Annotated in this window: 17 protein-coding genes; 12 read left to right on the top strand and 5 right to left on the bottom strand. The window is 64.1% G+C overall.

All coding sequences use genetic code 11. The annotated features are described in order from the left end of the window. The first annotated feature begins 1 nt into the window (after window position 1). Window positions 2–328 carry a hypothetical protein gene (locus E4631_RS18910; RefSeq protein ID WP_133659447.1) on the top strand — a complete coding sequence of 109 codons (327 nt, stop codon included), beginning with the start codon at window positions 2–4 and terminating at the stop codon, window positions 326–328. A gap of 148 nt (window positions 329–476) precedes the next feature. Here the strand turns inward: E4631_RS18910 and E4631_RS18905 are convergent, their stop codons facing one another. Beyond that, window positions 477–4,481: a gliding motility-associated C-terminal domain-containing protein gene (locus E4631_RS18905; protein ID WP_133659446.1), complete on the bottom strand. Its 4,005-nt coding sequence runs from the start codon at window positions 4,479–4,481 to the stop codon at window positions 477–479. Window positions 4,482–4,691: 210 nt separating this feature from the next. Between E4631_RS18905 and E4631_RS18900 the strand changes: the two genes are divergently transcribed. From E4631_RS18900 to E4631_RS18875, 6 genes are all read left to right on the top strand, one after another. Continuing rightward, window positions 4,692–5,678 (top strand): MBL fold metallo-hydrolase, encoded by a 987-nt coding sequence (locus E4631_RS18900; protein ID WP_133659445.1) that lies wholly within the window; start codon window positions 4,692–4,694, stop codon window positions 5,676–5,678. An 81-nt stretch (window positions 5,679–5,759) separates the two neighbouring features. After that, window positions 5,760–6,182 (top strand): hypothetical protein, encoded by a 423-nt coding sequence (locus E4631_RS18895; RefSeq protein ID WP_133659444.1) that lies wholly within the window; start codon window positions 5,760–5,762, stop codon window positions 6,180–6,182. A 117-nt stretch (window positions 6,183–6,299) separates the two neighbouring features. Then, window positions 6,300–7,034, top strand: coding sequence for a YebC/PmpR family DNA-binding transcriptional regulator (locus tag E4631_RS18890; RefSeq protein ID WP_133659443.1), 735 nt, complete (start codon window positions 6,300–6,302; stop codon window positions 7,032–7,034). 195 nt (window positions 7,035–7,229) lie between these two features. After that, entirely contained in the window at window positions 7,230–8,591 is a 1,362-nt protein-coding gene (locus E4631_RS18885) for a M20/M25/M40 family metallo-hydrolase (protein ID WP_133659442.1), read from the top strand. 646 nt (window positions 8,592–9,237) lie between these two features. Next, entirely contained in the window at window positions 9,238–9,639 is a 402-nt protein-coding gene (locus tag E4631_RS18880) for a DUF1810 domain-containing protein (protein WP_133659441.1), read from the top strand. A 113-nt stretch (window positions 9,640–9,752) separates the two neighbouring features. Beyond that, window positions 9,753–10,526 carry a slipin family protein gene (locus E4631_RS18875; RefSeq protein ID WP_133659440.1) on the top strand — a complete coding sequence of 258 codons (774 nt, stop codon included), beginning with the start codon at window positions 9,753–9,755 and terminating at the stop codon, window positions 10,524–10,526. On the opposite strand, the gene E4631_RS18870 is transcribed toward E4631_RS18875, so the two are convergent. Continuing rightward, window positions 10,523–11,329: a hypothetical protein gene (locus E4631_RS18870; RefSeq protein WP_133659439.1), complete on the bottom strand. Its 807-nt coding sequence runs from the start codon at window positions 11,327–11,329 to the stop codon at window positions 10,523–10,525. The genes E4631_RS18875 and E4631_RS18870 overlap by 4 nt on opposite strands. A gap of 58 nt (window positions 11,330–11,387) precedes the next feature. Then, window positions 11,388–12,260: a DUF2911 domain-containing protein gene (locus E4631_RS18865; RefSeq protein WP_133659438.1), complete on the bottom strand. Its 873-nt coding sequence runs from the start codon at window positions 12,258–12,260 to the stop codon at window positions 11,388–11,390. Window positions 12,261–12,369: 109 nt separating this feature from the next. Here E4631_RS18865 and E4631_RS18860 point away from each other — a divergent pair, with 109 nt between their 5' ends. Further along, window positions 12,370–13,836 carry an SDR family oxidoreductase gene (locus E4631_RS18860; protein WP_133659489.1) on the top strand — a complete coding sequence of 489 codons (1,467 nt, stop codon included), beginning with the start codon at window positions 12,370–12,372 and terminating at the stop codon, window positions 13,834–13,836. A 147-nt stretch (window positions 13,837–13,983) separates the two neighbouring features. On the opposite strand, the gene E4631_RS18855 is transcribed toward E4631_RS18860, so the two are convergent. After that, window positions 13,984–15,051 (bottom strand): glycosyl hydrolase 53 family protein, encoded by a 1,068-nt coding sequence (locus E4631_RS18855; RefSeq protein ID WP_133659437.1) that lies wholly within the window; start codon window positions 15,049–15,051, stop codon window positions 13,984–13,986. 656 nt (window positions 15,052–15,707) lie between these two features. Here E4631_RS18855 and E4631_RS18850 point away from each other — a divergent pair. The 3 genes from E4631_RS18850 (at window position 15,708) to E4631_RS18840 (ending at window position 20,733) form a co-directional block, all read left to right on the top strand. Further along, the gene (locus tag E4631_RS18850; RefSeq protein WP_166648228.1) at window positions 15,708–18,200 is read left to right on the top strand and encodes an outer membrane beta-barrel protein; all 2,493 of its coding nucleotides are present in this window, start codon (window positions 15,708–15,710) and stop codon (window positions 18,198–18,200) included. Window positions 18,201–18,319: 119 nt separating this feature from the next. Continuing rightward, window positions 18,320–19,156, top strand: coding sequence for a hypothetical protein (locus E4631_RS18845; protein ID WP_133659435.1), 837 nt, complete (start codon window positions 18,320–18,322; stop codon window positions 19,154–19,156). Between the two features lie 245 nt (window positions 19,157–19,401). Continuing rightward, complete coding sequence (locus E4631_RS18840; protein ID WP_133659434.1) at window positions 19,402–20,733, top strand: serine hydrolase; 1,332 nt, start codon at window positions 19,402–19,404, stop codon at window positions 20,731–20,733. Window positions 20,734–20,772: 39 nt separating this feature from the next. Here E4631_RS18840 and E4631_RS18835 read toward each other — a convergent pair whose 3' ends face one another. Then, on the bottom strand, window positions 20,773–21,639 hold the full coding sequence (locus E4631_RS18835) for a transporter (RefSeq protein ID WP_133659433.1): 867 nt from the start codon (window positions 21,637–21,639) through the stop codon (window positions 20,773–20,775). 312 nt (window positions 21,640–21,951) lie between these two features. On the opposite strand from E4631_RS18835, the gene hisS reads away from it, so the two are divergent. Then, a complete protein-coding gene (gene hisS / locus E4631_RS18830) occupies window positions 21,952–23,403 on the top strand; it encodes a histidine--tRNA ligase (RefSeq protein ID WP_133659432.1) in 1,452 nt (483 codons plus the stop codon). Window positions 23,404–23,489: the final 86 nt, after the last annotated feature.

The following is a 23,489-nucleotide window of genomic DNA, read 5'->3' as shown; positions in this document are numbered from 1 at the left end:
CATGCGAATTCTTTTAGTAGCAATCGGCTTGGGCACGATGCTGGCGGCTTGCCAGTCGGCCACTATTCCTAGTGAGCAAACTACTCGTGGGCAGGCCCCTACCCCCGGCGCCCTCACTACCGAGGACGCCCGCGCCGCCGTGCGCCGCTACCTGGGCACGCAGCCCGACTCGGCGCTCTACGTGCTGCCTTCGGCCTCCATCCTCGATGCCGATGGCAGCTGGCAGGTGCTGGTGCCCCGCACCGACTGGACCAACCGCATGCCCAACAAAGCCGCGTTCGACGTGGACAAAGCCACTGGCACCGTAACGCGCCGGGCCGTGAAGTAAGGCGCTGGTTTTTTGCTTGAAGGCAGGTGTTATAGCGAGCCCGCTAAGCCCTGGCATTGTTAGCCCGCAGAAGACGCGGAGGGTTGCGCGGAAGCCGCAGAAGCAGGCGGCGCTTGACGGGGTCAAGCGAACAGCCGCTGGCCGGCAACTACTTAACCACTTCGAGCCAGCCCTTGATACGGCGGCCGTCGGGGTAAGTGAGCAGGTAGTAGTAGGTGCCAGCGGCCTGGCCGGTGGCGTCCCAGTCGTTTTGGTAAGCGGCGGTTTCGTACACCTGCTGGCCCCAGCGCGAGAATAGCTGGAGCTGCGGCGCGCAGCTGGGGGGTAGGCGGAAGTACTGGTTGCTGCCGTCGCCGTTGGGCGTGATAATGTTCGGAATGGCCTGGTTCTGCACTTCAATGGCGGCCAGCGGCGCAGTGGTTTCGCACTGCGCGTTGAGGTAGCGCAGGCTTACGGTGGGCTGGTAGCGACCCGCTTGCTGGTAGGTGTGCTGCACCACAGCGCCGGTGGCGGCGGGGCTGCCATCGCCAAAGTCCCAGCGGGTGCCGGCGTTGCCGCCCGCATCGCTGAAGCGCACTTGCAGCGGCACCTGGCGGTCTTGCGCGCAGGCCAGCGGCACCCAGCTGGGCTGGAAAGCAGGCACCGGTGCCACGCCCACGCGCCGGGTAGCCACGCCGGTGCAGCCGCCAGTCGTGACAGTATAGACCAGGCTAGCCGAACCCGTAAATCCGGCCGGCGCCGTGAAGTAAAACCCCGTGGCAGCGCTGCCGCTCACGCCAGTGCCCGTCCACACGCCCCCGGCGGGCTGGCCGCCGCGTAGCGGCACCGGCCGCTGGCTGCCAGGGCACAGCAGCGTATCAAGGGGCAGGCTCACGTTTAGCGTAGAGGAAACCGTTACGGCAAGCGATTTCTGCACCGGGCAGGGGGTGTTGATACCCACCACGTAACTCAGGAAAAACGTGCCTACACCAGCCATGGCCGGCACGAAATAGTAGTCGCCGTTGCTACCCTGGCCCACGCCCCGGCCCGACCAGTACCCGCCCGGCATACTGGCCGACAGGGGGTACTGGGTGGTATTACCCACGCACAGGGGGGTGGGCAAAGAGTTCAGCACCAGATTAGTGGCATCGATAGTGGTGATGCGGCGCTCGTCGGTGGCGGTGCACGAGTTGTCGGCTGCCCGGCGGGAATAGGTCAGGCTGACGGTGCCGGCCAGTGCCGCCGAGGGCGTAAAGACGTAGCCCGCCGCCACCGAGCCCGACACGCCGGGCCCGCTCCAGGTGCCGCCGGCCGGCGTGCCGAGCAGGAAAATGGGCGAGTAGCCTACGCACACCGTTTGGTCGGGGCCGGCGTCGGCCTTGGTCACCAGCACCTGGCGGGTGGCGGTGCCGGGGCAGCCCACGCTGTAGGTATAGGTGAGGGTGGCGCTGCCGCTGGTCACGAGGTTGGGGTCAAAAACCTGGTCGGTGCCATTGGCCGCCAGCCCTACCCCCGTGCCGCTAAACGTGCCGCCCGCCGGCGTGCCCACCAGCGGCACCAGGGGCAGCGGCGCATTATTGGTGGTGCAGTACGCGCCCAGCAGCCCCGCCCCGATGCTCACGGGCAGCGGGGCCACAGCCGTAACCTGCCGGGTGGCCGAGCTCACGCACTGCCCCGTGGCCACGGTGTAGGTGAGCGGGTAAGTACCGGGGCCGGGCGGGGTAAAGACGTAGCCCAGAGCCGGGCTGCCGCTCACGCCGGGGCCCGTCCAGACGCCGCCGGCGGGGGTGCCCACCAGCGGCGAGGGGCCGTTGGTGCACACGGTTTGGGGCGGGCCTACGTAGGCGAGGTCGGGCTGAAAGTTGAGCACGAAGGCCGCGTTGTTGCAGGTGCCGGGGCTGCCCGTATTACTAGCGTAGTAGTTGGCTCCCATCGGAATAGGAAAACCTTGGTTGGTGAAGCAGGCGCACACAGCCTGGTACACAATGCCGCGCGGGTCGAAGCGCGAGGTGCCGCCATCGACGTGCTCGACCTCGCTACCCCCGAAAAAAGTGCCGTAGCTAAGCGCCGTGAGGCCCGCCGAAAACTGCGCTAGGTAGAAGTCGGCGCCATCGGTTTGAGGCTGCACGGCGTAGGCCGTGGTGGGCAGGCCCAGGGTGCTACCCCCCTGGTTGGCCGTGAGGTACGACGAGGTGCTGTAGCTGCCGTTGTTGGGGCCGCCCCAGCCGCACACGTACACCCGGTCGCAGCGGTCAACTAAAAAGGCGGTGGGCACGATATCGACTACCGCGCGCCCGCTGCCAAATACCGTCGCCAACTGGGTTTGGGTGAGGTTGGCGTCGAGCTTGTGAATGAACTGCCGGCCATCGGTATTTTTATACAAGCCGCCAGTGGTAGGGTAGGCGCCCAGCGACTGGCCCAGCACGTACACGCCGCCATCGCCGCCCAGCTGCAGAAAAAACGCCTGGTCATAAGCGCTGGTGCCCAAGTAGGTGGTGCGCAGCAGGCTGGTGCCGCTGGCCGCAATGCGTGCCGCAAAGCCATCGACGTTGCCGAAGGCCCGCGGATTGAGGGCGCCGGTGGTGGCGGGCAGGTCGGCGCTGAGCGTGCCGCCGGCCACGTACACATCGCCGGTAGTGGGCTCCAGCTGCAGCGAGTAGGCGGCGTCGGAGGCGCTGCCGCCCAGGTAGCTGCCCCACAGCAGGGCGGTAAGGCCGGCGTTCAGCTTGCACACCACGCCGTCGGAAGTACCGCCGCGGTAGGTGCTTTGAAAGCCACGGGCCATCGGAAAATTGCTCGATGAGGTGCTGGACGCGATGTACACGTTGTTCGCCGCATCAACCAGAATATCACCCCGAAACGGGTCGCCGTAGTTGTGGGCCAGCTGCGGGGCGGCCGTGTACGGGTTCAGCGGCAGCAGGCCGTCATTATTGGAGCCGCCGAGGTAAGTGCTGGCCTGCAGCGCCGCGCCCGAGGCCGACAGCCGGCACACCACGATATCAGAGCCATTCACCTGATAAATACTGCTTTGCGCAGCATCGCCAAACGGGTCGGCCGCCGGCCCGCCGGCAAACGTGCGCTGCACTGCCCCGGCCGTGGTCGGAAAATCGGCCGAGCCGGTGCTGCCCAGCACCAGCAGCTCGCCCTGGGCATTGGTGACGAGGCTCGACGGAAAATCGGCCTGGCTGCCGCCCAGGTAAGTAGCCCAGGCCCGCGCCGCCGGCCCGGTCTTGGTCACGTCGTACTTGATGAGGGCCATGTCGATGATGCCCGCGAAGGTGGTCTGGTAGGCGCCGGGGCTGGCCGGGTAGCCCAGGCTGAACGCGATGCCGCCCGAGTAAAGGTTGCCGGCCGCATCATAAGTAGCCGTGAAGCCCCAGTTGGTGGCCGTGGAGCCGGTGTAGGTGGCAAACACCACCGTGGGGTCGATAGTGAGGGGTAGGGTCCGGTCATAATTGCCCAGCGCAAAGCGCACGGTGCCGCCCGCGCCCAGCGCGTAGCGGCAGGCCACGGGCCGGCGGGTACCGGCCGCGTCGGTTTGCCAGGCCTGCGGGGCCAGCTCGCGCACGGTGCCCACACTGGTGGTCAGCAGCAGGTTGCCGCCTGCATCGAGGGCCAGCTCGGCGCCGTCGTGGCGCAGCCCGATAGCCGCCGGGTCGGCGCCCGGTGCCACCGTAAAGTCATATTCCAGCCGCTGCTGGTCGTTTTCGTAGAACCGCGCCCCTACCCCCGGCCACAGCTCGGAGTAGGCCAGGGTGCGGTAGCTGCGCACGTCGGCGGCCCAGTGTGCGGGGTCCTTTCCCTGGAAAAAGTTGCGGTGCTCGGCGGTGCGGCCAGCGGCTACCGGGTGGACCGTGGGCGCGGCATTGACGAAGCGCAGGTCGAAGGCGTGGGCGCGCAGGGTGCCGCTGGGGGCAGGGCTGGGCGAGATGCTGGAAGTGGATGCGGCGCGCTGGCCGGTGGCCTCGGGCGCGTGGCTGGGGTGGGCCAGGGCACCATCGGCGAGCAGGGCCAGGCGCAGGCCGTCGGCTTCGGCAAAGAGCTGGCCGCCGCCGGGTAGGGCAGCGCGGTAGCGCACCGCGGCGGGCCACTGGCCGCGGTTTTCAATAAATTCCAGCTCGGGCTGGGTGGCCGCCTGGGCGGGCTGCTGCGCCAAGGCAGCGTGGCCTAGCACACAAAAAAGTAACGTAGCGAGTAGACGCATCCAAGTTTAGAATTCACGTAAGAAAAGAGCTTCCAAATATACCATTGGCTCAGCCTTCCCTGGCTTAAAATTCTATTTTCCTATCCCGCTGATTCTCTGGCCAGGCAGCCCGGCGGCCGGGTTTTGCGTATCGGGAGGCAGATACGCTTTCCCTTTTCCCTTAGCCCCTACCCCCACCTTATGGACCAAGTAGCCGCTGGTGTGCACCAGCTCCGCATCAAACGTTTTGTAAACGTGTATTTTGTCGAAACCGGCACTCCCGGCGAGTGGGTGCTGATTGACACCGGCCTGCCGGGCTTGGACAAGGAAATCATTGCCGCGGCCGACAAGCTCTTCTACCCCGGCACGCACCCCGAGGCCATTATCCTGACCCACGGCCACCTCGACCACATGGGCTCGGCCAAGGAGCTGGCGGCGCATTGGCACGTGCCGGTTATCGCGCACCCGCTGGAGCTGCCCTACATCACGGCCAAGGCCTTGTACCCGCCCAGCGACCCCACCGTGGGCGGCTCGCTGGCGTTTATGAGCCGGTTTTTTCCAACGCAATTGCCCGACCTCACCGACGTGGCCGAGGCCCTGCCGCTCGACAGTGAGCAGCCGCCCTACCTAGTGCAGTGGCGCTGGCTGCACGTGCCGGGCCACGCGCCGGGCCAAATCGCCTTCTTCCGCGAGGCCGACCGCACCCTCATCGGGGCCGACGCTTTTGCTACTACTAATCACGAGTCGATTCCGGCCGTGCTGCTCGGCATTCCCGAAATCAGCGTGGCGGGCGCACCCTTCAACTACGATTGGGAAAAATGCCGCCAGTCGGTGCGCACGCTGGCCGACCTTAACCCCGCCGCCATTGGCTGCGGCCACGGGCCGGTAATTAAAGGCCCCGAAGCTGCCGCCGGCCTGCGCAAGCTGGCCGACAACTACCAGCTGCCCGCCCAGGGCCGCTACCTCGATGAGCCGGCCCTCACCGATGCCAGCGGCGTGGAGCACCTGCCGCCCAAGCCCGCCGACAAGCTGCCCAAGCAAGCGGCAGCCATTGGCGCGGGCCTGCTGCTGGCCGGCGCCGCGTGGCTGCTGGTGGGCGGCCGCCGCAAAAAGCGCAAGCCCTCGAAACCCGGCAAAAAATACGCCGACACCACCTACGCCAAGCCGGGCCGCCGGCCGGGCGCGTAGCGCCGGGCGCTATTTTTGACGGGGGTAGGGCGGGCGCGTTGGGTGCCCGTCCTACCCCCGTTTTTTTTATTGAACTTGCCCATGATGCGCTACCTCCTGGCGGCCGGGCTGCTGGCCGCCCCCGCCCCTACCCCCCCCGCCGCGTTCTACACCACCTATTCGTACACCGGCTACACCGTGGTGGACCTCACCACCGGCGAGCCGCCGACCCAGGTGCCGGGCGTAGGCGGCACGCTGGCCCTGCGCGCCGACGGCACCTACGACAAGCGCCTGAGCCTGCTCATGGGCGACAGCGGCCCGCGGATGTTTGCCCAGCACGGCCGCTTCACCACCAAAGGCGACAGCATCGTATTTCGCTTTACCGATTTGAAAGGGCCCGACGCGCAGCGCGGCACCTACCGCTACGTGGCCAAAACGCGCCGCCTCACCATTACCCTCGACGGCTACCCGCGCGGCAACAAGGGCGTGTATGAGCTGGTGGCCGCGCCGCCGGCCAGCCGCTAGCGCCGGTCGGGTTGCTACCCCCCGGCCGGGCGTAGTAACTTGCGACCGCATTCAACTCCTCTTCCCCACCCGGCCCCCGAGTTGATAATTGATAACTGTTAACTGATACTAGAAAAGATGGGACGCGCATTTGAATTCCGGAAAGGCCGCAAAATGAAGCGCTGGGACCGGATGTCGAAAGACTTTACCCGCATCGGCAAGGAAATCGTGATGGCCGTGAAAGAAGGCGGCCCCAACCCCGACTCCAACGCCCGCTTGCGCACCGCCATGCAAAACGGCAAGGGCGTGAACATGCCCAAGGACCGCGTGGAAGCCGCCATCAAGCGCGCCACCGGCAAGGACGAAAAGGATTACCAAGAGGTTGTGTACGAGGGCTATGGCCCCCACGGCGTGGCCATTGTGGTCGAAACCGCCACCGACAACCCCACCCGCACCGTGAGCAACGTGCGCCTGTATTTCAACCGCAACGCGGGTGCGCTAGGCACGGCCGGCAGCTCCGACTACACCTTCACCCGCAAGGGCGTTTTCAAGCTGGCCGCCGAAGGCCTGGACCGCGACGAGCTGGAATTGGAGCTCATCGACGCCGGCGCCGAGGACGTGTACGAAACCACTGAGGAAGACGAGCACGGCGCCGAGCACCAGTATATGGTGGTCGAAACCGCGTTCACTGACTTCGGCCAGATGCAGAAAGCGCTGGATGCCAAGGGCGCTAACATCGTGAGCGCCACGCTGCAGCGCGTGCCCAACACCACAGTTTCGCTCAACGACGAGCAGGCCGAGGAGGTCGAAAAGCTGATTGATAAGCTCGAAGAAGACGAAGACGTGCAGGCCGTGTACCACACCATGGGGTAGGAAAACCTGCGTTTGTCATTGCGAGCGAAGCGCAGTGGGGCGCGGCAATCCTTCCTAATCGTTGGTGTACTAACTCTGGCGTGAAGGAAAGATTGCCGCGCTCCACTGCGTTGCGCTCGCAATGACAGACTTATTTCTTAAAAACGCCGCCAGTCTTGGCCGACTGGCGGCGTTTGTCGTTTCTTGCAATTCCTTATGAAAATCCTCCTACTCCTCCCCGGCCTGCTGCCCTTCACCGCGCTGGCCCAAACCGCCAATACCCTACCCCCCGTTGACCCCAGCATTCAGCGGTGGGTGAACGAGATTTCGGCCAAAACCCTGGAAACCGACGTGCGCAAGCTCGTGAGCTACGGCACCCGCCACACGCTCAGCGAAACCAAGGACAAGAAGCGCGGCATCGGTGCGGCGCGCCAGTACGTGTTCGACGAGTTTAAGAAATACAGCAAGGCCGGCGGCGGGCGCATGACGGTGGAGATGGACACCTTTACCTATAACCCCGACGGCCGCCGCGTAGATAAGAAGACGCTGATGGCCAACGTGCTGGCCACCATCCCCGGTACCGACCCCACCGACACCCGCGTGTACCTGATGAGCGGCCACATCGACTCCAGGGTCACCGACATCATGAACCGCACCGCCGACGCGCCCGGCGCCAACGACGACGCCAGCGGCGTGGCCGCCGTGATGGAAGTGGCCCGCGTGCTGGCCGGCCAGAAGTTTCCGTGCACGATAAAGCTGGTGGCCGTGCAGGGCGAAGAGCAGGGCCTGCTCGGCGCCGACCACCTGGCCAAGCGCGCCAAAAAAGAGGGCTGGAACCTGGTGGCGATGCTGAATAACGACATCGTGGGCAACTCGAAAGGCTACGACCCCGAAATCACGGACTCGCTGCACCTGCGCGTATTCAGCGAGGGCGTGCCGGCCACCGAAACGCCCGACCAGGCCAAGGCTCGCCGCCAGCTCAGCAACGAGAACGACGCCAGCAGCCGCCAGCTCGCCCGCTACGCCCAAATGGCCGCCCGCCAGTACGTGAGCGCCGGCGGCTACTCAGTGCTGCTGGAGTACCGCCCCGACCGCTTCCTGCGCGGCGGCGACCACACGCCCTTCAACCAGCAGGGCTACGCGGCCGTGCGCTTCACCGAAACCAACGAGAACTTCAACCACCAGCACCAGGACCTGCGCACCGAAGGCGGCATCGAGTACGGCGACAAGCCCGAGTTTATGGACTTCCGCTACCTGCGCCGCACTGCCCAGGTAAACCTCGCCACCCTGGCCAGCCTGGCCATGGCTCCCGCCTCCCCGCAAAAAGTGGAAGTCCTCACTGCCAAGCTCACCAACCGCACCGAGCTGCGCTGGCAGGCCCCGCAGGGCGGCCCTACCCCGGCAGGATACCTCGTGCTGGCCCGCGAAACCAGCGCCCCGCAGTGGCAGCAGCGCTTCCCAGTAAGCGGCACCACCGCCGACCTGGCCATCAGCAAAGACAACTACATCTTCGGCGTGGTGAGCGTGGATGCGCAGGGCCGCGAGAGCCTGCCGGTGCTGCCCGTGGTGGGGCGGTAATTTTTGTGACTTTTTTTTAACTAGGACTTACGCAAAAGCGTCTGTCATTGCGAGCGAAGCGCGGCAATCGCATCAGAACGAGTCGCTCGGGTATCGTTTAGGTGCGATTGCTTCGCGTTGCTCGCAATGACAACCCCGTTTTGCGTAAGTCCTATTTAAATTGATACACAAAGCTCTTGATTCAGAAATTATAAAGCAATGCTTTAATTTCTGAATCAAGGGCTTTGTACTATTAGAATTATGACCTCTTCAAGTCTCTACCTTTGGCGCAACGCACGGGAAACACCTCGCCAACGCGGTTGCCTATAAACGGCGAACCCCCGGCGTTGTGGCGACGCCGAGGGTTCAGGAAGCAGGTGCTGTCACACCTTAACTTCCAACTCACAATGGATAAGGCTCGTGCGAAAACGGAAGTCAAAATTAAGCTTGACATCCGCATACCGCCAGAGGTTGCTAAATGGCTACTCTGGTTGCTGATGAGCGGTGGTGCCGTAACGGCCGCCGCGCATTGGATTAGGTAGGGTAAGGGGGTAGGCCGCGAGGCTTATCCCCTTATTTTTTTGTTGTGCTAAAGCTTCAACAAATGTAGAACATTCAACGCAAACCTGCTACCGTAAGTTTGGTAGTACCGAAAGCTCTCAGCCATATGCCCACCGACCCCAACCTCCAACGCTTCCTCGACGCGCAGGCTACCGCCTACCCCACCGCCCTGGCCGAAATAATGGCCGGCCGCAAGCGCAGCCACTGGATGTGGTACATCTTCCCCCAGATTCAGGGGCTGGGCTTCAGTGAAATCTCGAAGCACTACGCTATCCGCGACGCGGCTGAAGCGGCGGCGTATGCGCAGCACCCAGTTTTGGGCGCGCGGCTGCGGGAGATTGCCGGCGAGTTATTGAAACTGGGCGGCAGCAGCGCCGGCAGCATCTTCGGCAGCCCGGATGACTTAAAGCTGCGCTCGTCGATGACGCTATTTGCGGCGGTGCCGGGCGCGGACCCGGTTTTTCGGGCGGTGCTGGACAAGTTTTTTGGTGGCGTGCCGGATGCGTAGACGCAGCGGCGGCTGGGTTAATTAGCTCGCCAGGCCGGCGGCGGTAATGATTTGGCGGTAATACTTGTTGAGTAGGAGCGACATACGCGCTACACTTTTCCAACTTGCTCCCCATGCTGCTCCTACCCCTCCTTATCGTGGCCATCGTGCTGCTAGCGATGAGCCTGCGCATTGCTCAGGAATACCAGCGGGCCATCGTGTTTCGGCTGGGGCGCTATACCGGTACGCGCGGGCCGGGGCTGTATTGGCTGGTGCCGTTCATTGAGCGGCAGCAAACCATCGACATGCGCACCAAAACCGTGGAGCTGGAGCAGCAGGAAACCATCACCAAGGACAGCGTGACCATTAAGGTGAATGCGGTGCTATGGTTTAAGGTGCTCGACCCGGCGGATGCGGTTATAAAAGTGGCCGACTACAACAAGGCGGTGTACCAGCTGTCCGTCACGGCGCTACGCAACATTATCGGCCAGCACCAGCTCGATGAGGTGCTGCGCGAGCGCGCCCTCATCAACGGCTCGCTGCTGCGCATAGTGGACACGGCCACCGAGGCCTGGGGCGTGAAAATCGAGCTGGTCGAGATTAAAGACGTGGAAATTCCGGAGTCGATGCAGCGGGCGATGGCCCGCGAGGCCGAGGCCATTCGGGAAAAGCGCGCCCGCATCATCAAGGCCGAGGCCGAGCTGGAAGCCAGCCTCAAGCTCACGCAGGGGGCGCTGGAAATGGAGAAAAGCCCCATCGCGCTGGAGCTGCGCCGCATGCAGATGCTGGCCGAAATCGGCATCGACAACAATACCACGACGGTGGTGCTCATCCCCTCCGAGTTTACCCACGCCGCCAAAAGCTTCTCGCAAATGGTGGCGCAGCAGGGCGAAAAACCGGCCGCCTAGGGCAGCACCACGGGCTGGTAGCGTCGCTGATTGAGCCAGATGGCCAGCGCGCCCACGGCGCAGCTTACCAGGCCATAGGTGAAAAAAGAAAGCACCGCCTGGCCCAGCCATTGCAGGTCCATCTCGCCCTGCGCGAGCACCAGAAACTGCAGGTAGGTGTACACAGTGCTGAGCACAGTAGCCAGCACTGGCACGAGCAGGATGGGCCGCCACTCGTGCCACCCCAAGGGCTGACGGCGCTGCGCCTGCCCCAGTACCAGCCACCACACACCCACCGACACCAGCAGCCCCACCAGCCACCATACGTAGGCGAGGCCCACCAGCCCAAAGTTTATTGCGGCGGGCATCAGCCAGCGCGTGGCCAGGCTCAGCAGGGCGCTTATGGTGGGCTGCGCGCCGGCCACGGCCACCGCTACCCCCCACTGGCGGGCGCGCGGCTGGGTGGCCGTGGCGGCGTAGTGGGCCCCGCCCAGCCACGCCGCAAACGGCAGAGACAAACTCAGAAACGGGTTGGCATCGCCGAAGCCCGAGATGCTGCCCGCCGACTGCCCCCGGCTGAAAACGAACAGCCACGCCAGCCCCAGCAGCACGCTCAGCCCTACCCCCACGTAGTTGAGCAGCCGCAGCGGCTGCGAGGCCGGCTGCCGGTAAGCCAGCAGGCTGAACAGCATGAGCAGAAAGGCCAGCCCCCAAACGGCGGCTAGTAGTTTCAGCATCATAAAGGCCCCGTCGAGGGCATCGGCACGGGCCAGCAGGGGGCTGAGGAGCAGCAGGCCGAGCGCGAGCGGGGCAATACGACGCATAAGAAATCAGGAGTGAGCCGGGCGAAGCCGCAAGGTTACGCCCGGCCGGGCAGATGGCCTATTTCCTACCCCCCACTTCAGTCAGCAGCTGCGTATTGAGGCGAGTGTATTCGGCTTTGGCGATTTCGTTTTTGTTGGTGCCGAGCGCATCGAGCGATTTGCGGGCGGCGCTGGCGGCGTCCTGGTTTTTGCCCTGCTTTTGCAGCAGCTTGGCCTTCCAGTAGTAGCCGTAGTAGGCCGAGGCGGGCGTGGCTTTAATGTACTCATCGAGCCAGCCCACGGCCGGCGTGAGGTCGGGCTGGTTGGAGTTGTAGTAGTATTGCGCGGCCGCCACGTAGGGCTTCTTCTCGCCCTTCATCGCCTCCCGAATCTGGGCCAGTACGATGGGGTCGGGGTTGGCGGTGAGGGGGATGGCCACCTGCACGCGCTCCCAGGCCAGGGTGAGGTCGGCGGCGGCGGGGCGCAGGTTTTCGAGGCTCAGGCTCAGGCTCTCCTGCGGATTGGCCAGCTTGGTGGCTTTGGCGGGCAGGTGCAGCACGTCGAGGCTTTGCTTGTATTCGTAGGCGCCCCACTGGGCAGTGTCGCGGTTGAGGATGACGGTCCAGTTGGCCTTGCCGGGGATGGTGAGCAGGGCGTAGGTGCCGGCCGGCACGGCCTGGCCGCCCAGCGTTACGGCCTCACCAAAGCGGATTTTGGTTACGGTATTGGCGCCCGTGCGCCACACCTGGTCGTAGGGCACGAGCCCGCCGAAAGCGGTGCGGCCTTTCAGCGAGGGGCGCGAGTAATTCAGTTCGACAAAGGAGGTCGAGAAGGCTTCGCGGATTTTCACGGCCGGGCTGGGCTGGGGCACGGTGAGCGGGGTTTGGGCGTGGGCGGCGGAAGCCAGCAGCAGGGCGAGTCCGGCCAGGGCGAGGGGGTAGGGAGTAGTCATGGCCACAAAAGTACGGGGCGAGCAGCGGGGCAAAGCCGACGAACAAGTGCGTCATTCCTACGTTCTTACTTCGCACTCCTATACGTTCCTACCCCTCCCTTTTCCGCCCATGAAAATATTGCTCACCGGGGCCACCGGCTACATTGGCCAACGCCTGCTGCCGGTGCTGGCTGCCGCCGGCCACGAGGTGGTGTGCCTGGTGCGTGACGCCCGCCGCTTTGCCCTGCCCGACACGCTGCCCGCCAGCCGCTACCCGCAGGTGAGCACCGCCGAGGGCGACCTGCTCAAGCCCGACTCGCTGGCTGCCCTACCCCTCGATATCGACGCAGCTTATTACCTGGTGCATTCGATGAGCGGCGACGGCGGCGAGAATTTTTTTGACCTGGAACAGGCTTCCGCCCAACACTTTGCCGACTACCTCGACCGCACCACGGCCCGGCAGGTTATCTACCTCTCGGGCATTGCCAACGACCACGACCTGAGCGTGCACCTGCGCTCGCGCCGCGCGGTGGAAGACGTGCTGGGCCGCGCCCACACGGCGCAGCTCACGGTGCTGCGGGCCAGCATTATCATCGGCTCGGGGTCGGCGTCGTTCGAGATTATCCGCGACATTGTGGAGAAGCTGCCCGTGATGGTGACGCCGCGCTGGCTCAACTCGCGCTGCCAGCCGCTGGGCATCCGCGACGTGATGTTTTACCTCGAAGCCGTGCTGGATAACCCCGCCTGCCTGGGCCAGCGCTTCGACCTGGGCGGCCCCGACGTGCTGACTTACAAGGAAATGCTGCTCGGCCTAGCCGCCGTGCGCAACTACAAGCGCTGGATAGTAACGGTGCCCGTGCTCACGCCCCGGCTGTCGTCGTGGTGGCTGTATCTGGTCACCAGCACTTCGTTTTCCCTGGCCCAGAGCCTGGTCGAAAGCCTCAAAAACGACACCGTGGTGGACCCCGCCCGCAGCATCGAGCGCGTGGTGCCACACCGCTGCATGAGCTACCGCGAGGCGCTGGCGCTGGCCTTCCGCCGCATCGAGCAAAACGAGGTGGTGAGCAGCTGGAGCGACGCCATGAGCAGCGGCACCCTGCGCCCCGATTACATGAACGCCATCCAAATTCCCAAAAACGGGATGTTCTTCGACCGGCAGCAGCGCCGCTTTACGCGCCCGGTAACCGAGGTACTGGAGAATATCTGGCGCATCGGCGGCGAGCGCGGCTGGTACAAAACCGACTGGCTCTGGCGCATCCGCGGCATCATGGACAAGCTGGTGGGGGGGGTAGGGCTGCGCCGCGGCCGGCGCTCGCCCAACCACCTGCGCGCCGGCGACCCCCTCGACTTTTGGCGCGTGCTGGTGGCCGACCAGGCCACCAAGCGCCTACTGCTCTACGCCGAGATGAAGCTACCCGGCGAGGCCTGGCTGCAATTCCGCATCGTGGACAACCCCGACGGTAGTCACACCTTGGAGCAGCTGGCCGCCTACCGCCCCGAGGGCTTGCTGGGCCGGCTCTATTGGTATTCGGTGCTGCCCTTCCACGGCATCATTTTCAAGGGAATGGTGGAGAATCTGATTAGCTACGGGCGGTAGCGTTTGACTTTTCGCGGTATTAAAACGCATACAAAAGAACGTTATGCTGAACGTAGTGAAGCATCTCGCTCGCGCCGTTGGGTTAGTAATCTAACGGCGTGGCAGAGATGCTTCACTACGTTCAGCATAACGTTCTTTTAGCATTTTCTACTTGGCTTTCTTGGAGCGCGTCGCCGGGGCGGGCTTGCCCGCCGCGCCATCCTGGAAAGCCTTGAGCGCGGGCGAAGGCTTACCATCGTCGCCCCAGGCGCTGAGCTGGTAGTGGCTCCAGCTTTTGGCGCCCTCGGGCTCCCAGTAGAATACGCCCAGCCCTTTGCCCTGCGGCACGGCGCGCACGGCCTGCTGGGTGGCGAGCAGCATATCGAAGCTGTTTTGCACGTTGGTGTAGTCGTTGCCTACTTCGGCCACTACTACTTCTTTGCCGGGGTAGCGGGCCACCATGTCAAGCAGGTTGGCCCGCAGGTTGGCGATGGAGGCCGTGTAGTCCTGCTTGAGCCAGAAGGGGTAGTACGACATGCCGATGACGTCGAACTTGCCGCCGTTTTGGGTAAGCTGGTCGAAGAAACTCCGGTACATCGCGTTGTCGTTGCCGCGGTCGAGGTGCACAATGACTTTGGACGTCGGGCTCACGGCCTTCACCGCCTCGTAGCCCTTGGTGATGAGCTGGGCGAGTTGCGGAAAATTCTTGGTGCTGCCCTCGGGCCAGAGCATACCACCGGGAATCTCGTTGCCCACCTGCACCCACTCGGGCGTAACGCCGGCGGCTTTCAGCATGGTCATGGTGCTGAGAGTGTGGTCGTACACGTCGGTGAGCAGCTGCGCAAACGAATGGCTGGCCCAGGCGGCGGGCTTGGCCTGCTTGCCGGGGTCGGCCCAGGTATCGCTGTAGTGGAAGTCAATCATGACCCGAAAGCCCTGGTCGGTGGCGCGCTTGGCCATCGCCACCACTTCGGGCGGGCTGCAATGGCCGCTGGCTTTGTCATCGGAGGGATTGACGAACACCCGCAGCCGGATGGCGTTGATGCCCTGGTCTTTGAGAATCGCCAGGCAGTCTTGGGCTTGGCCCTGCTCGTTGTAGAACACGTAGCCCGTGGCCTCCATCTGCTGGAGCCAGCCCACGTCGGCGCCTTTGGCAAAGGTTTGGGCCGAGGCTGCCGGGGCCACCAAAACGGCCGCGCCCACTAGCAGGGCCGCCTGAAAAAAACGTTTTATCATGGAAACAGGAAGGTAAGGCGCCTCTTACAGCACATATTGGAGAAGCAACAGCCAACCGGGCAAAAATGGCCGTGGCCGCACTGGCTAGCTAGGCAAAATTACTTGCTTCATGCGGATGCGCGGGCGGGCCAGGCAACCCGCGGGGGGTAGGGCGCATCTGAGGAGAGGCCAGGTAAAAACCGCCATTTTTTGTAATGCCGGTAACGTTAGAACCGATAGACCGGTAGTCGGAGCAGGCAGCAGGGAACTAAAAGCAGGTAAGTCAGCCAGCACCAACAAATTATTTCAAATAAAAATCTTTGATTAGACGCCACCAGGGCAGTTTTCAAAATAAATCTGCAACAGTACTATGCGAAACAAAGTACCTGTTGTAAGTTTGTTCTATCAAAAGCCAAGTACCGCTTCCTACCCACAACCTGGCCGCGCCTAGCTGCGCCACCAGCGAGGTAGCTACCAGCCGCCAACCGGGCCGCTGGGCTGCGCCGGAACCCTCACCGGCCTACCCCCTCGACTAGCTCGCTAGTCAGCCTACCCCCCCTTTTTGCCCGTGTGCCATTGGCACCAGGCACCAGCTTTTCTCTCTCCCACCGGAACCGCGGCCGACTGGGAACGGAATCGCCATGCCCTTTCTGAACGCCTTTTTCAGCTCTCGCGCCATGCACTACGCCTTTCAACTCAACTCGCTACTCTTCCTGGCTACCCTGGGCCTGCCGCTGACGATGGCGGCCCAGACGGCTCCTACCCCCTCCCGCGCCACCGTAAGCGGTACGGCCGTGGATGGTGGCGCCAAGGCCGAGCCGCTGGCCTTCGCCACGGTGCTGCTGCGCCACGCCGAAGCCGCCGATACCAGCCTGGTAGCCAGCGGCCAAACGGCCCTGGATGGCACCTTTGCCCTGCCCCAGGTGCCGGCCGGCGCGTATAAGCTGCGGGTGCTGGCCTTGGGCTACCGGAGCCTGGCCCAGGCCGTGAGGGTGGCGCCCGGCCAGGCCAGCGTGGCGCTGGGCCTGCTCAAGCTGCGCACCAGCAGCCAGCAGCTGGCCGAGGTAAAGGTGACGGCCGAGAAAGCCGTGGTGCAGCAGGAGCTGGGCAAGACGATTATCAATGTGGAGAAAGACCTGAGCAGTGTGGGCGGCACCGCCGTGAACGTGCTCGAAAACGTGCCCGCCGTGGCCGTGGACGCCACCGGCACGGTGAGTTTGCGCGGGTCGTCGAACCTGACCATCTTGATTGATGGCAAGCCGGCCGGCACCAGCAACGGCGGGCCGGGGCCGCGCCTCGACCAGATTCCGGCCTCGCAGATTTCCCAGATTGAGGTGATGACCAACCCCTCGGCCAAGTACGACGCCAGCGGGGCGGGCGTCATCAACATCATTACCAAGAAAAACAAGCAGGAGGGCTGGAACGGCCAGGCCGCCCTGGTGCTGGGCAGCCGCGAGAAATACTCGCCCAGCCTGAGCCTGAGCCGCCACCACAATAAGGCCACCTGGAACCTGGGCTACGACGGCCGCGACCAGCTGTACCGCACCCGCTCGAACAGCCAGCAATCGGCGCTGCTGCCCGACGGTGGCACCCTGCTCACGGGCCAGGACGGCACCGGCATCCAGCACAACCGCAACCACAGCCTCAACCTGGGCCTCGACTATACCCTGCCCAAGGACCAGACCCTGAGCCTGAGCGTGCAGCCCCACTGGGAGCACCAGACCGAAACCGCCAACCAGCTATTGACACAGCAAACGGCGGGCTCGCCTACCGTAACGACCCAGCGCGGCCAGGAAATTGCCGATGTGAAGGTGACGGTCATTGAATCGTCGGCCAGCTACCGCCGCACCTGGGAGGCCCACAAAGGCCGCGAGCTGACGGCCAATGCCGGCGCGGTGGTTATCGACGCCAATATTCCGGTGAGCCAGCTGCTGACGGGCGGTTCGGCCCCCGCCGGCTTCAAGCAGCAGCAGCAGGTGAACGCGCAGATTTATTTCGGCCAAATAGACTACACGCTGCCCAGCGCCGATGGCAAGGGCAAGCTAGAAGCCGGCCTGAAAAACCAGGTGCTGCGCAACACCGGCAGCACGGCCATGCTGGTGCCCACCAGCCTGGACCCGAACGCCGAGTTTGTGCGCGACGCCCAGCGCTCGTTCGACTACAGCTTTGTGCAGGTGATGCCGGCCGCCTACGCCACCTACGCCCAGCAATTGGCCCAAGGCTGGAGCGCCCAGGGCGGCCTGCGCACCGAGGCTACCTTCCTGAACGGCGGCCTGGCCGATGGCCGCGCCTCGGTGAATCGGCAGTATATCAGCCTGTTTCCGTCGGCCACGGTGGCCAAAGAGCTGGCGAAGGAGCCTGGCCAGAGCCGGCTACAATTTAGCTACGCCCGCCGCCTGAATCGGCCCGACTTTATGCAGCAGCTGCCCTTGCAGCTCTACCAGGACCCGCGCAACTACCGCCAGGGTAATCCCAGCCTGCTGCCCGAGTTCAGCCACAATATCGAGCTGGGCCACCAGCTGAATCTGAAGAATGGGGCCAGCATCACGAGCACGGTCTTCGCCCGCTTCACGCAGAACGCCATTCAGCGCATCCGCACCATCGACACCTTGGCCACCCGCACCGCCAACGTGGGGGTAGTGACCCAGGAAACCTTCCAGAACCTGGGCAGCACCACCAACCTGGGCCTCGAAATGACCTGGGCCCAGCCCCTGACGAAGTGGTGGCGCGTGTCGGCCAGCGGCTCGCTCTACCGCTCGCAAATCGCCACCAACGCCGGCGACGCGGCCAACCGCTCGGCCCTAGCCGGCACCGCCCGCCTGGCCAACAACTTCACGCCCCGCAAAGGCCTCGACGTGCAGCTAACCGGCACCGTGCGCTCCACGGTGCTCACGGCCCAGGGCCGGCAGCTGCCCACCGGTGGCCTCGACCTGGCTCTGCGCCAGCGCCTGTTCGGTGACCGCGCTGCCCTCACGCTGCGCGTCTCCGACCTGCTCAATACCCAGGTGCGCCGCACCGAGCTGGCCACGCCCGAGCTGCAAACCTCGCTCTACAGCAAGTACGAAACCCGCGTGGGCTGGCTGGGCTTCACCTGGTACATCGGCGCCACCAAGGCCAAGGCCGGCCGCATCGACTCGGCCCCCAGCGGTGGCGGCGGCTTCGGGGGGTAGGGCTTCACTTAGCAGCTAGCGGGGAGAAATTATCAATTGGCAACTCGCCAACCGGCTCCCTGTGCCCTGCTGACTACGCACATTCTTTAATCTTTTTCACTGTTTTTCAATTTCTTACCATGAAAACTGTTGCGCTGTTGCTCGCCGTGGCCCTGTTGCCCGCCGCCCCTTCCTTCGCCCAAACGCTAGCCGCCGCGCCGGGCAATGCGCAGGCTGTAAGCCTCCGCGCTACCAGCCTGGCGCCGGCCTACTACACCCGTAGCGTGGCGGGCGGGGGCAGCATCACCTACTTCGGCGCGGTGTGCTCGCACGATGCCGCCGATGCGCAGTTTGCCCAGCTGCGGCAGGCGTTTGCAACCAGCCGGCCCACGGTGGTTTTTTACCAAAACCCCGACGGCGGCCTCGACAGCACCGAAACGGCTACCATTGCCCGGCTCGGGGAGGGCGGCTACGCCCGCTTCCTGGCCCGGCAGTACCAGGTGCCCGCCGAGCGCCTCGATGACCCGCTGGCCGAGTACGCTTACCTGCAAACCAAGCTCGACCCCGAGCGCCTGAAGCTGTATTGCCTGCTGCGCGAAACCCAGCGCTACCGGATGCGCACCGGCGCGTCGGCCGCGCTTACCAAGCAAGCCATGCGGCAGCTCATCGCCAATAGCGCCCACTTTTTGCCCGGCACAGCGCAGGTGATTCGCACTGAGGCCGAGCTGGTAGCCGCCTACCGCCGCTACTGCCCCGCCGGCCCCAAGTGGTGGCAGGCCCCGGCCGACTGGTTTGCGCCCCAGGCCGCTAACTCCGATAATGCCTTTTTGCGCGAGGCGAACGCCGCCGTGCTGGCCTACCGCGAGCAGCAGGTGTATGGCCGGCTGCTGGCCCACGCCCAGGCCGGCGAGCGGGTGCTGGTGGTGATGGGCCGCGCCGAGTTGCCCGCCCCTACCCCCACCCTGGCCCGCAACTAGTCAGTAGCCAGTAGCGCGAACTTTGTAGTTCGCGCTACTGGCTTACTGCTCATAACTTAACACGCAGCATCTTGCTGCTGCCCGCCACCCGGCGCGAGAAATACGGGGCGGCGGGCGGCGGCGGGGTGTTGCGTGTTGCTTTTTAGCGATACTTAAGTATTTAGCTGCACCAGACCGTAATTACTTTGCGGCCTCGGCGATGTACTCGCGGCACGCCCTACCCCCTCCTTTTCTCCCAACTCGCTATGAACACCCGCGCTACGCTCGCTACCACGCTGCTGGCCCTCGGCAGCCTCGCCGCCCCGGCCCAAACCCTGAACACCGCCAAGCTCGACAGCCTGCTCGACGGGTTGGCCAGCCACGATAAGCTGATGGGCAGCCTGGCCCTCTCGCACGACGGCAACGTGGTGTATAGCCACGCCTTCGGCTCAGCGCAAGTAGCCCCGAAGGTGCCACCCACCCCGGCCACGCACTACCGCATTGGTTCCATATCCAAAGTGTTCACGGGGGTGCTAATTTTTCAGTTGATTGAGGAGAAAAAGCTGACGCTGGACACCAAGCTGGCCACGTTTTTTCCGCAGGTGCCGAATGCGAAGGACATCACCATCGACCAGCTGCTGAGCCACCGTAGCGGCATCCACAATTTCACCAATGATGCGGCTTACCTGGGCTACATGACCCAGCCCAAAACCCCGGCCGAACTGCTGGCCATCATCGCCCAGCCCCAGCCCGATTTTGCGCCCGGTGCGAAGTATGAGTACAGCAACTCCAACTTTGTGCTGCTGACTTACATCGTGGAGAAGCTGACTAAAATGCCCTACGCCCAGGCCCTGCAGAAGCGAATTTTTGCCAAAGCCGGCCTCAAAAACACCTACTACGGCGGTAAGATTGACCCAAAAAAGCAAGAGGCTTTCTCTTACGAAACCAGCGGCAGCGGCTGGAAGCTGAGCCCCGAAACCGACATGAGCATTCCGGCCGGCGCGGGCGCGCTGGTCTCGACGCCCACCGACCTCGACCGTTTTCTGGAGGCGCTCTTTGGCGGCAAGCTGGTGTCGGCCAGCAGCCTGGCGGCCATGCAGGACGTGCGCGACGGCTACGGCCGGGCCCTGATGCAAGCGCCATTTGGCAGCAAAAAGGGCTACGGGCACACCGGGGGCATCGACGCGTTTCGCTCGGAGGCGCTCTACTTTCCGGGCGATAAGCTGGCGGTGGCGGTGTGCAGCAACGGCGGCTCCTACGCACCCAATGAGGTGATTGTCGGCGCGCTCAGCCTCTACTTTGGCCGGCCCTACAAGCTGCCCGACTTCACGCCCAGCACCTACGCCCCTACCCCCGCCGACCTCGACCGCTACGTGGGCACCTACGCCAGCCCCGCCATCCCACTCAAAATTGCGGTGACCAAAGACGGAACGACCCTTAAGGCGCAGGCCACGGGTCAGCCCGCTTTCGCGTTGGAGCCGGTGAGCGCGGGCATATTTAAGTTTGACCAGGCCGGTATTAAGATGACGTTTGACGCGGCTAAGCCGACATTCATGCTTCAGCAGGGCGGCAAAGACTATCCCTTTACGAAGGAATAAAAGCACGGCAGCCCTACTTACCCGGCCCCTACCCCCACCCTACCTTCTGAAGCTGATGCCCAGAAAATACTCTCTATCCACGGAGTGCGTGAGGGGCAGGTGAGTGCCAAAATCGAGCTGCACGTTGTCAGAAATATCGATTTGCGGGCCCAGGTTGATGGAGCTGCGCCACGACGCCTGGCGCACGTCCCAGTAGCCCACCAGCTCTACGAAGGCCTGCACCAGCTTGTTGAACTGGTAGTCGGTGGTGAAGGTGGGCGTGAGCTGGAGGTAGTGCTGGGTTTGCTCGCGGTCGTAGAAATAGTTGGCCGCCACCTGCCCCCCGATGCTCCAGTCTTTGGTACACTGGTACACCACGGGCATGACGAGGCCGGGCTCGTAGCCGCCGTCGCCCACGAGGCCGCCGGTAGGCACCTGCACGTAGCCGATGATACCCAGCGCCCAGCGGCTATCGTCGTCGCCCACCAGCGTGTGCTTCACGCGCAGCGTCACGTCGCCTACCCCCCGCGCCACCTGGGTAGCGCCGGGGTCGAGGTCGTCGTAGTTGCGGGTGTCGGTGTACGAGTCGAGGGCCACCTGAAAATCGGTGCGGTTGGTGAGGCCGATTTTAGCCAGAAAATGGTTGCCGTACCAGTCGTGGCCGTAGGCCGTGCCCTCGCGCCGGGTGAGCAGGCGCAGCGCGTCGCTCTCGTACTGAAAGTGGCCCGCATCGACCGAGTAGGGGCTTTCTGTGATGCCGGGGCGGTCGGGCACCAAGGGCCGCATGTACTTGCGGGGGGTAGGGTTAAACAGGTTAAACTGCTCTTTATTAACCTTTATCGTATCGTTGAGGGGGGCTGCCGATTGGGCAGCCGCGGGGCCGGCCAGCGCCAAGGCCAGCCCCAGGCAGGCGTAAAAAAAGCGCATGGTAAGTGAGCAGTGTGAAAGGAATTGCCCCGCATACGCAGGCCGGCCCCGAATAGCTAACCCAAGTTGCGAGGCCTGCTCCCCGGTCCGCCGGCGCGGGCCGGCCGACCGGTTGTCGATGCGTGGGCCGCAGCTGGCAACGATAACCGGTCGGCCGGCTCGCGCCGGCGGACCGGCCAGGCGGCCCCGCCAGCTGAAACTTCCCCCGCAGCAAGCTGGTCTGCAACTTGGGTTAGCCACGCCCCTGGCTGGCCAACCACTTGCGCCTTACTCATTGCTCCTTGTGCATTACTTCCGTCCTTTGCGGCTGTAATGGAAAAACCCAGCATCCCGCAAGGCACCCGCGATTTTGGCCCGGCCCAGGTGGCCCGCCGCCAGCATATTTTTGGCGTTATTCGGCGCACGTTCGAGACGTTTGGCTACGCCCCGCTCGAAACCCCGACGCTGGAGAACCTCTCGGTGCTCACCGGCAAGTACGGCGACGAGGGCGACCAACTGCTGTTTAAAGTCCTGAACTCGGGCAACTTCCTGGTCAAGGAGCGCCGGGGCGAGACTACCCCCCTCGTAACGCCCGAAGACCTCGAAGCCGGCCCCAAAGTAGTGCTGCCCAAGATTGCCGAAAAGGGCCTGCGCTACGACCTCACCGTGCCCTTTGCCCGCTACGTGGCCATGAACCGCGGCACGCTCACCTTCCCCTTCCGCCGCTACCAGATGCAGCCCGTGTGGCGCGCCGACCGCCCGCAGCGGGGCCGCTACCGCGAGTTCTGGCAGTGCGACGCCGACGTGGTGGGCACCACTTCGCTGCTCTGCGAGGCCGAAATCGTGCTCATGATGGCGCAGGTGTTCAACGGCCTGGGGCTGGATGATTTTACCATCAAAATCAACCACCGCGGGGTGCTGCGCAACATTTACCAGGCACTGGGCGGCGAAGGCCAGGAAACGGACCTATTCGTGGCCATCGACAAGCTCGACAAAATCGGGGAAGATGGCGTGCGCAAGGAGCTGCTGGAGAAGGGCTTTGCTGAGCAGACCATCGGCATTCTCTTCGCCCTGCTCAGTGTAGAAGGCGACTATGCCGAGAAGCTGCAACGCCTGCTCGCCGGCTTCGTGACGGCCGGCGTGGAGCCCGACGGCCCCCGCCCCACCGTCGAAACCGACGACGACGACCTCGACCTCACCTACTACCGCGGCCTGCAGGAACTGGCCGAAGTGCGCGACCTGCTGCAAGCCAGCGGCTTCCGGCAGTTTGACCGCCTGGAGTTTGACCCTACCCTGGCGCGGGGCCTGAGCTACTACACGGGCTGCATTTTTGAGGTAAAAATCAACAATGTGGCGATGGGCAGCGTGAGCGGCGGCGGCCGCTACGACAACCTCACCGGCAGCTTCGGCTTGCCGGGCGTGTCGGGGGTAGGCTTCTCGTTTGGGGTCGATAGAATTTACGACTGCCTCGAAAGCCTGGACCTGTTCACCGACACCAGCGAAACACCCACGCGGGTGCTGCTCACGCACTTCGACCCGGCCAGCGGCCGAGCAGCCCTACCCCTGCTGGCCGAGCTGCGCGCCGCCGGCATTCCGGCCGAGTTGTACCCCGACGCCGGCAAGCTGCAAAAGCAGTTCAAGTATGCCGATGCCAAGGGCATTCCGCTGGTGCTCATCCTGGGCCCCGAGGAGCTGGCGGCCGGCGTGGCCAAGATTAAGATTCTGAAAACCGGCGAGGAGAAGGCGCTGCCACTGAGCGAGGTTGTAACGGCGCTGACGGTGTAAGCACGATTTTTTGAGTAAAGAGTCAAAAAGAACGTCATGCTTATCTGGCGTCCGCTTGTCGAAGCATCTCTACCGCGCAACTAACC

Source organism: Hymenobacter sp. UV11 (assembly GCF_004684095.1).
Taxonomy (GTDB): Bacteria; Bacteroidota; Bacteroidia; order Cytophagales; family Hymenobacteraceae; genus Hymenobacter.
Note: the sequence above shows the minus strand (reverse complement) of the source record. Positions and strands in the feature narration are given on the sequence as shown.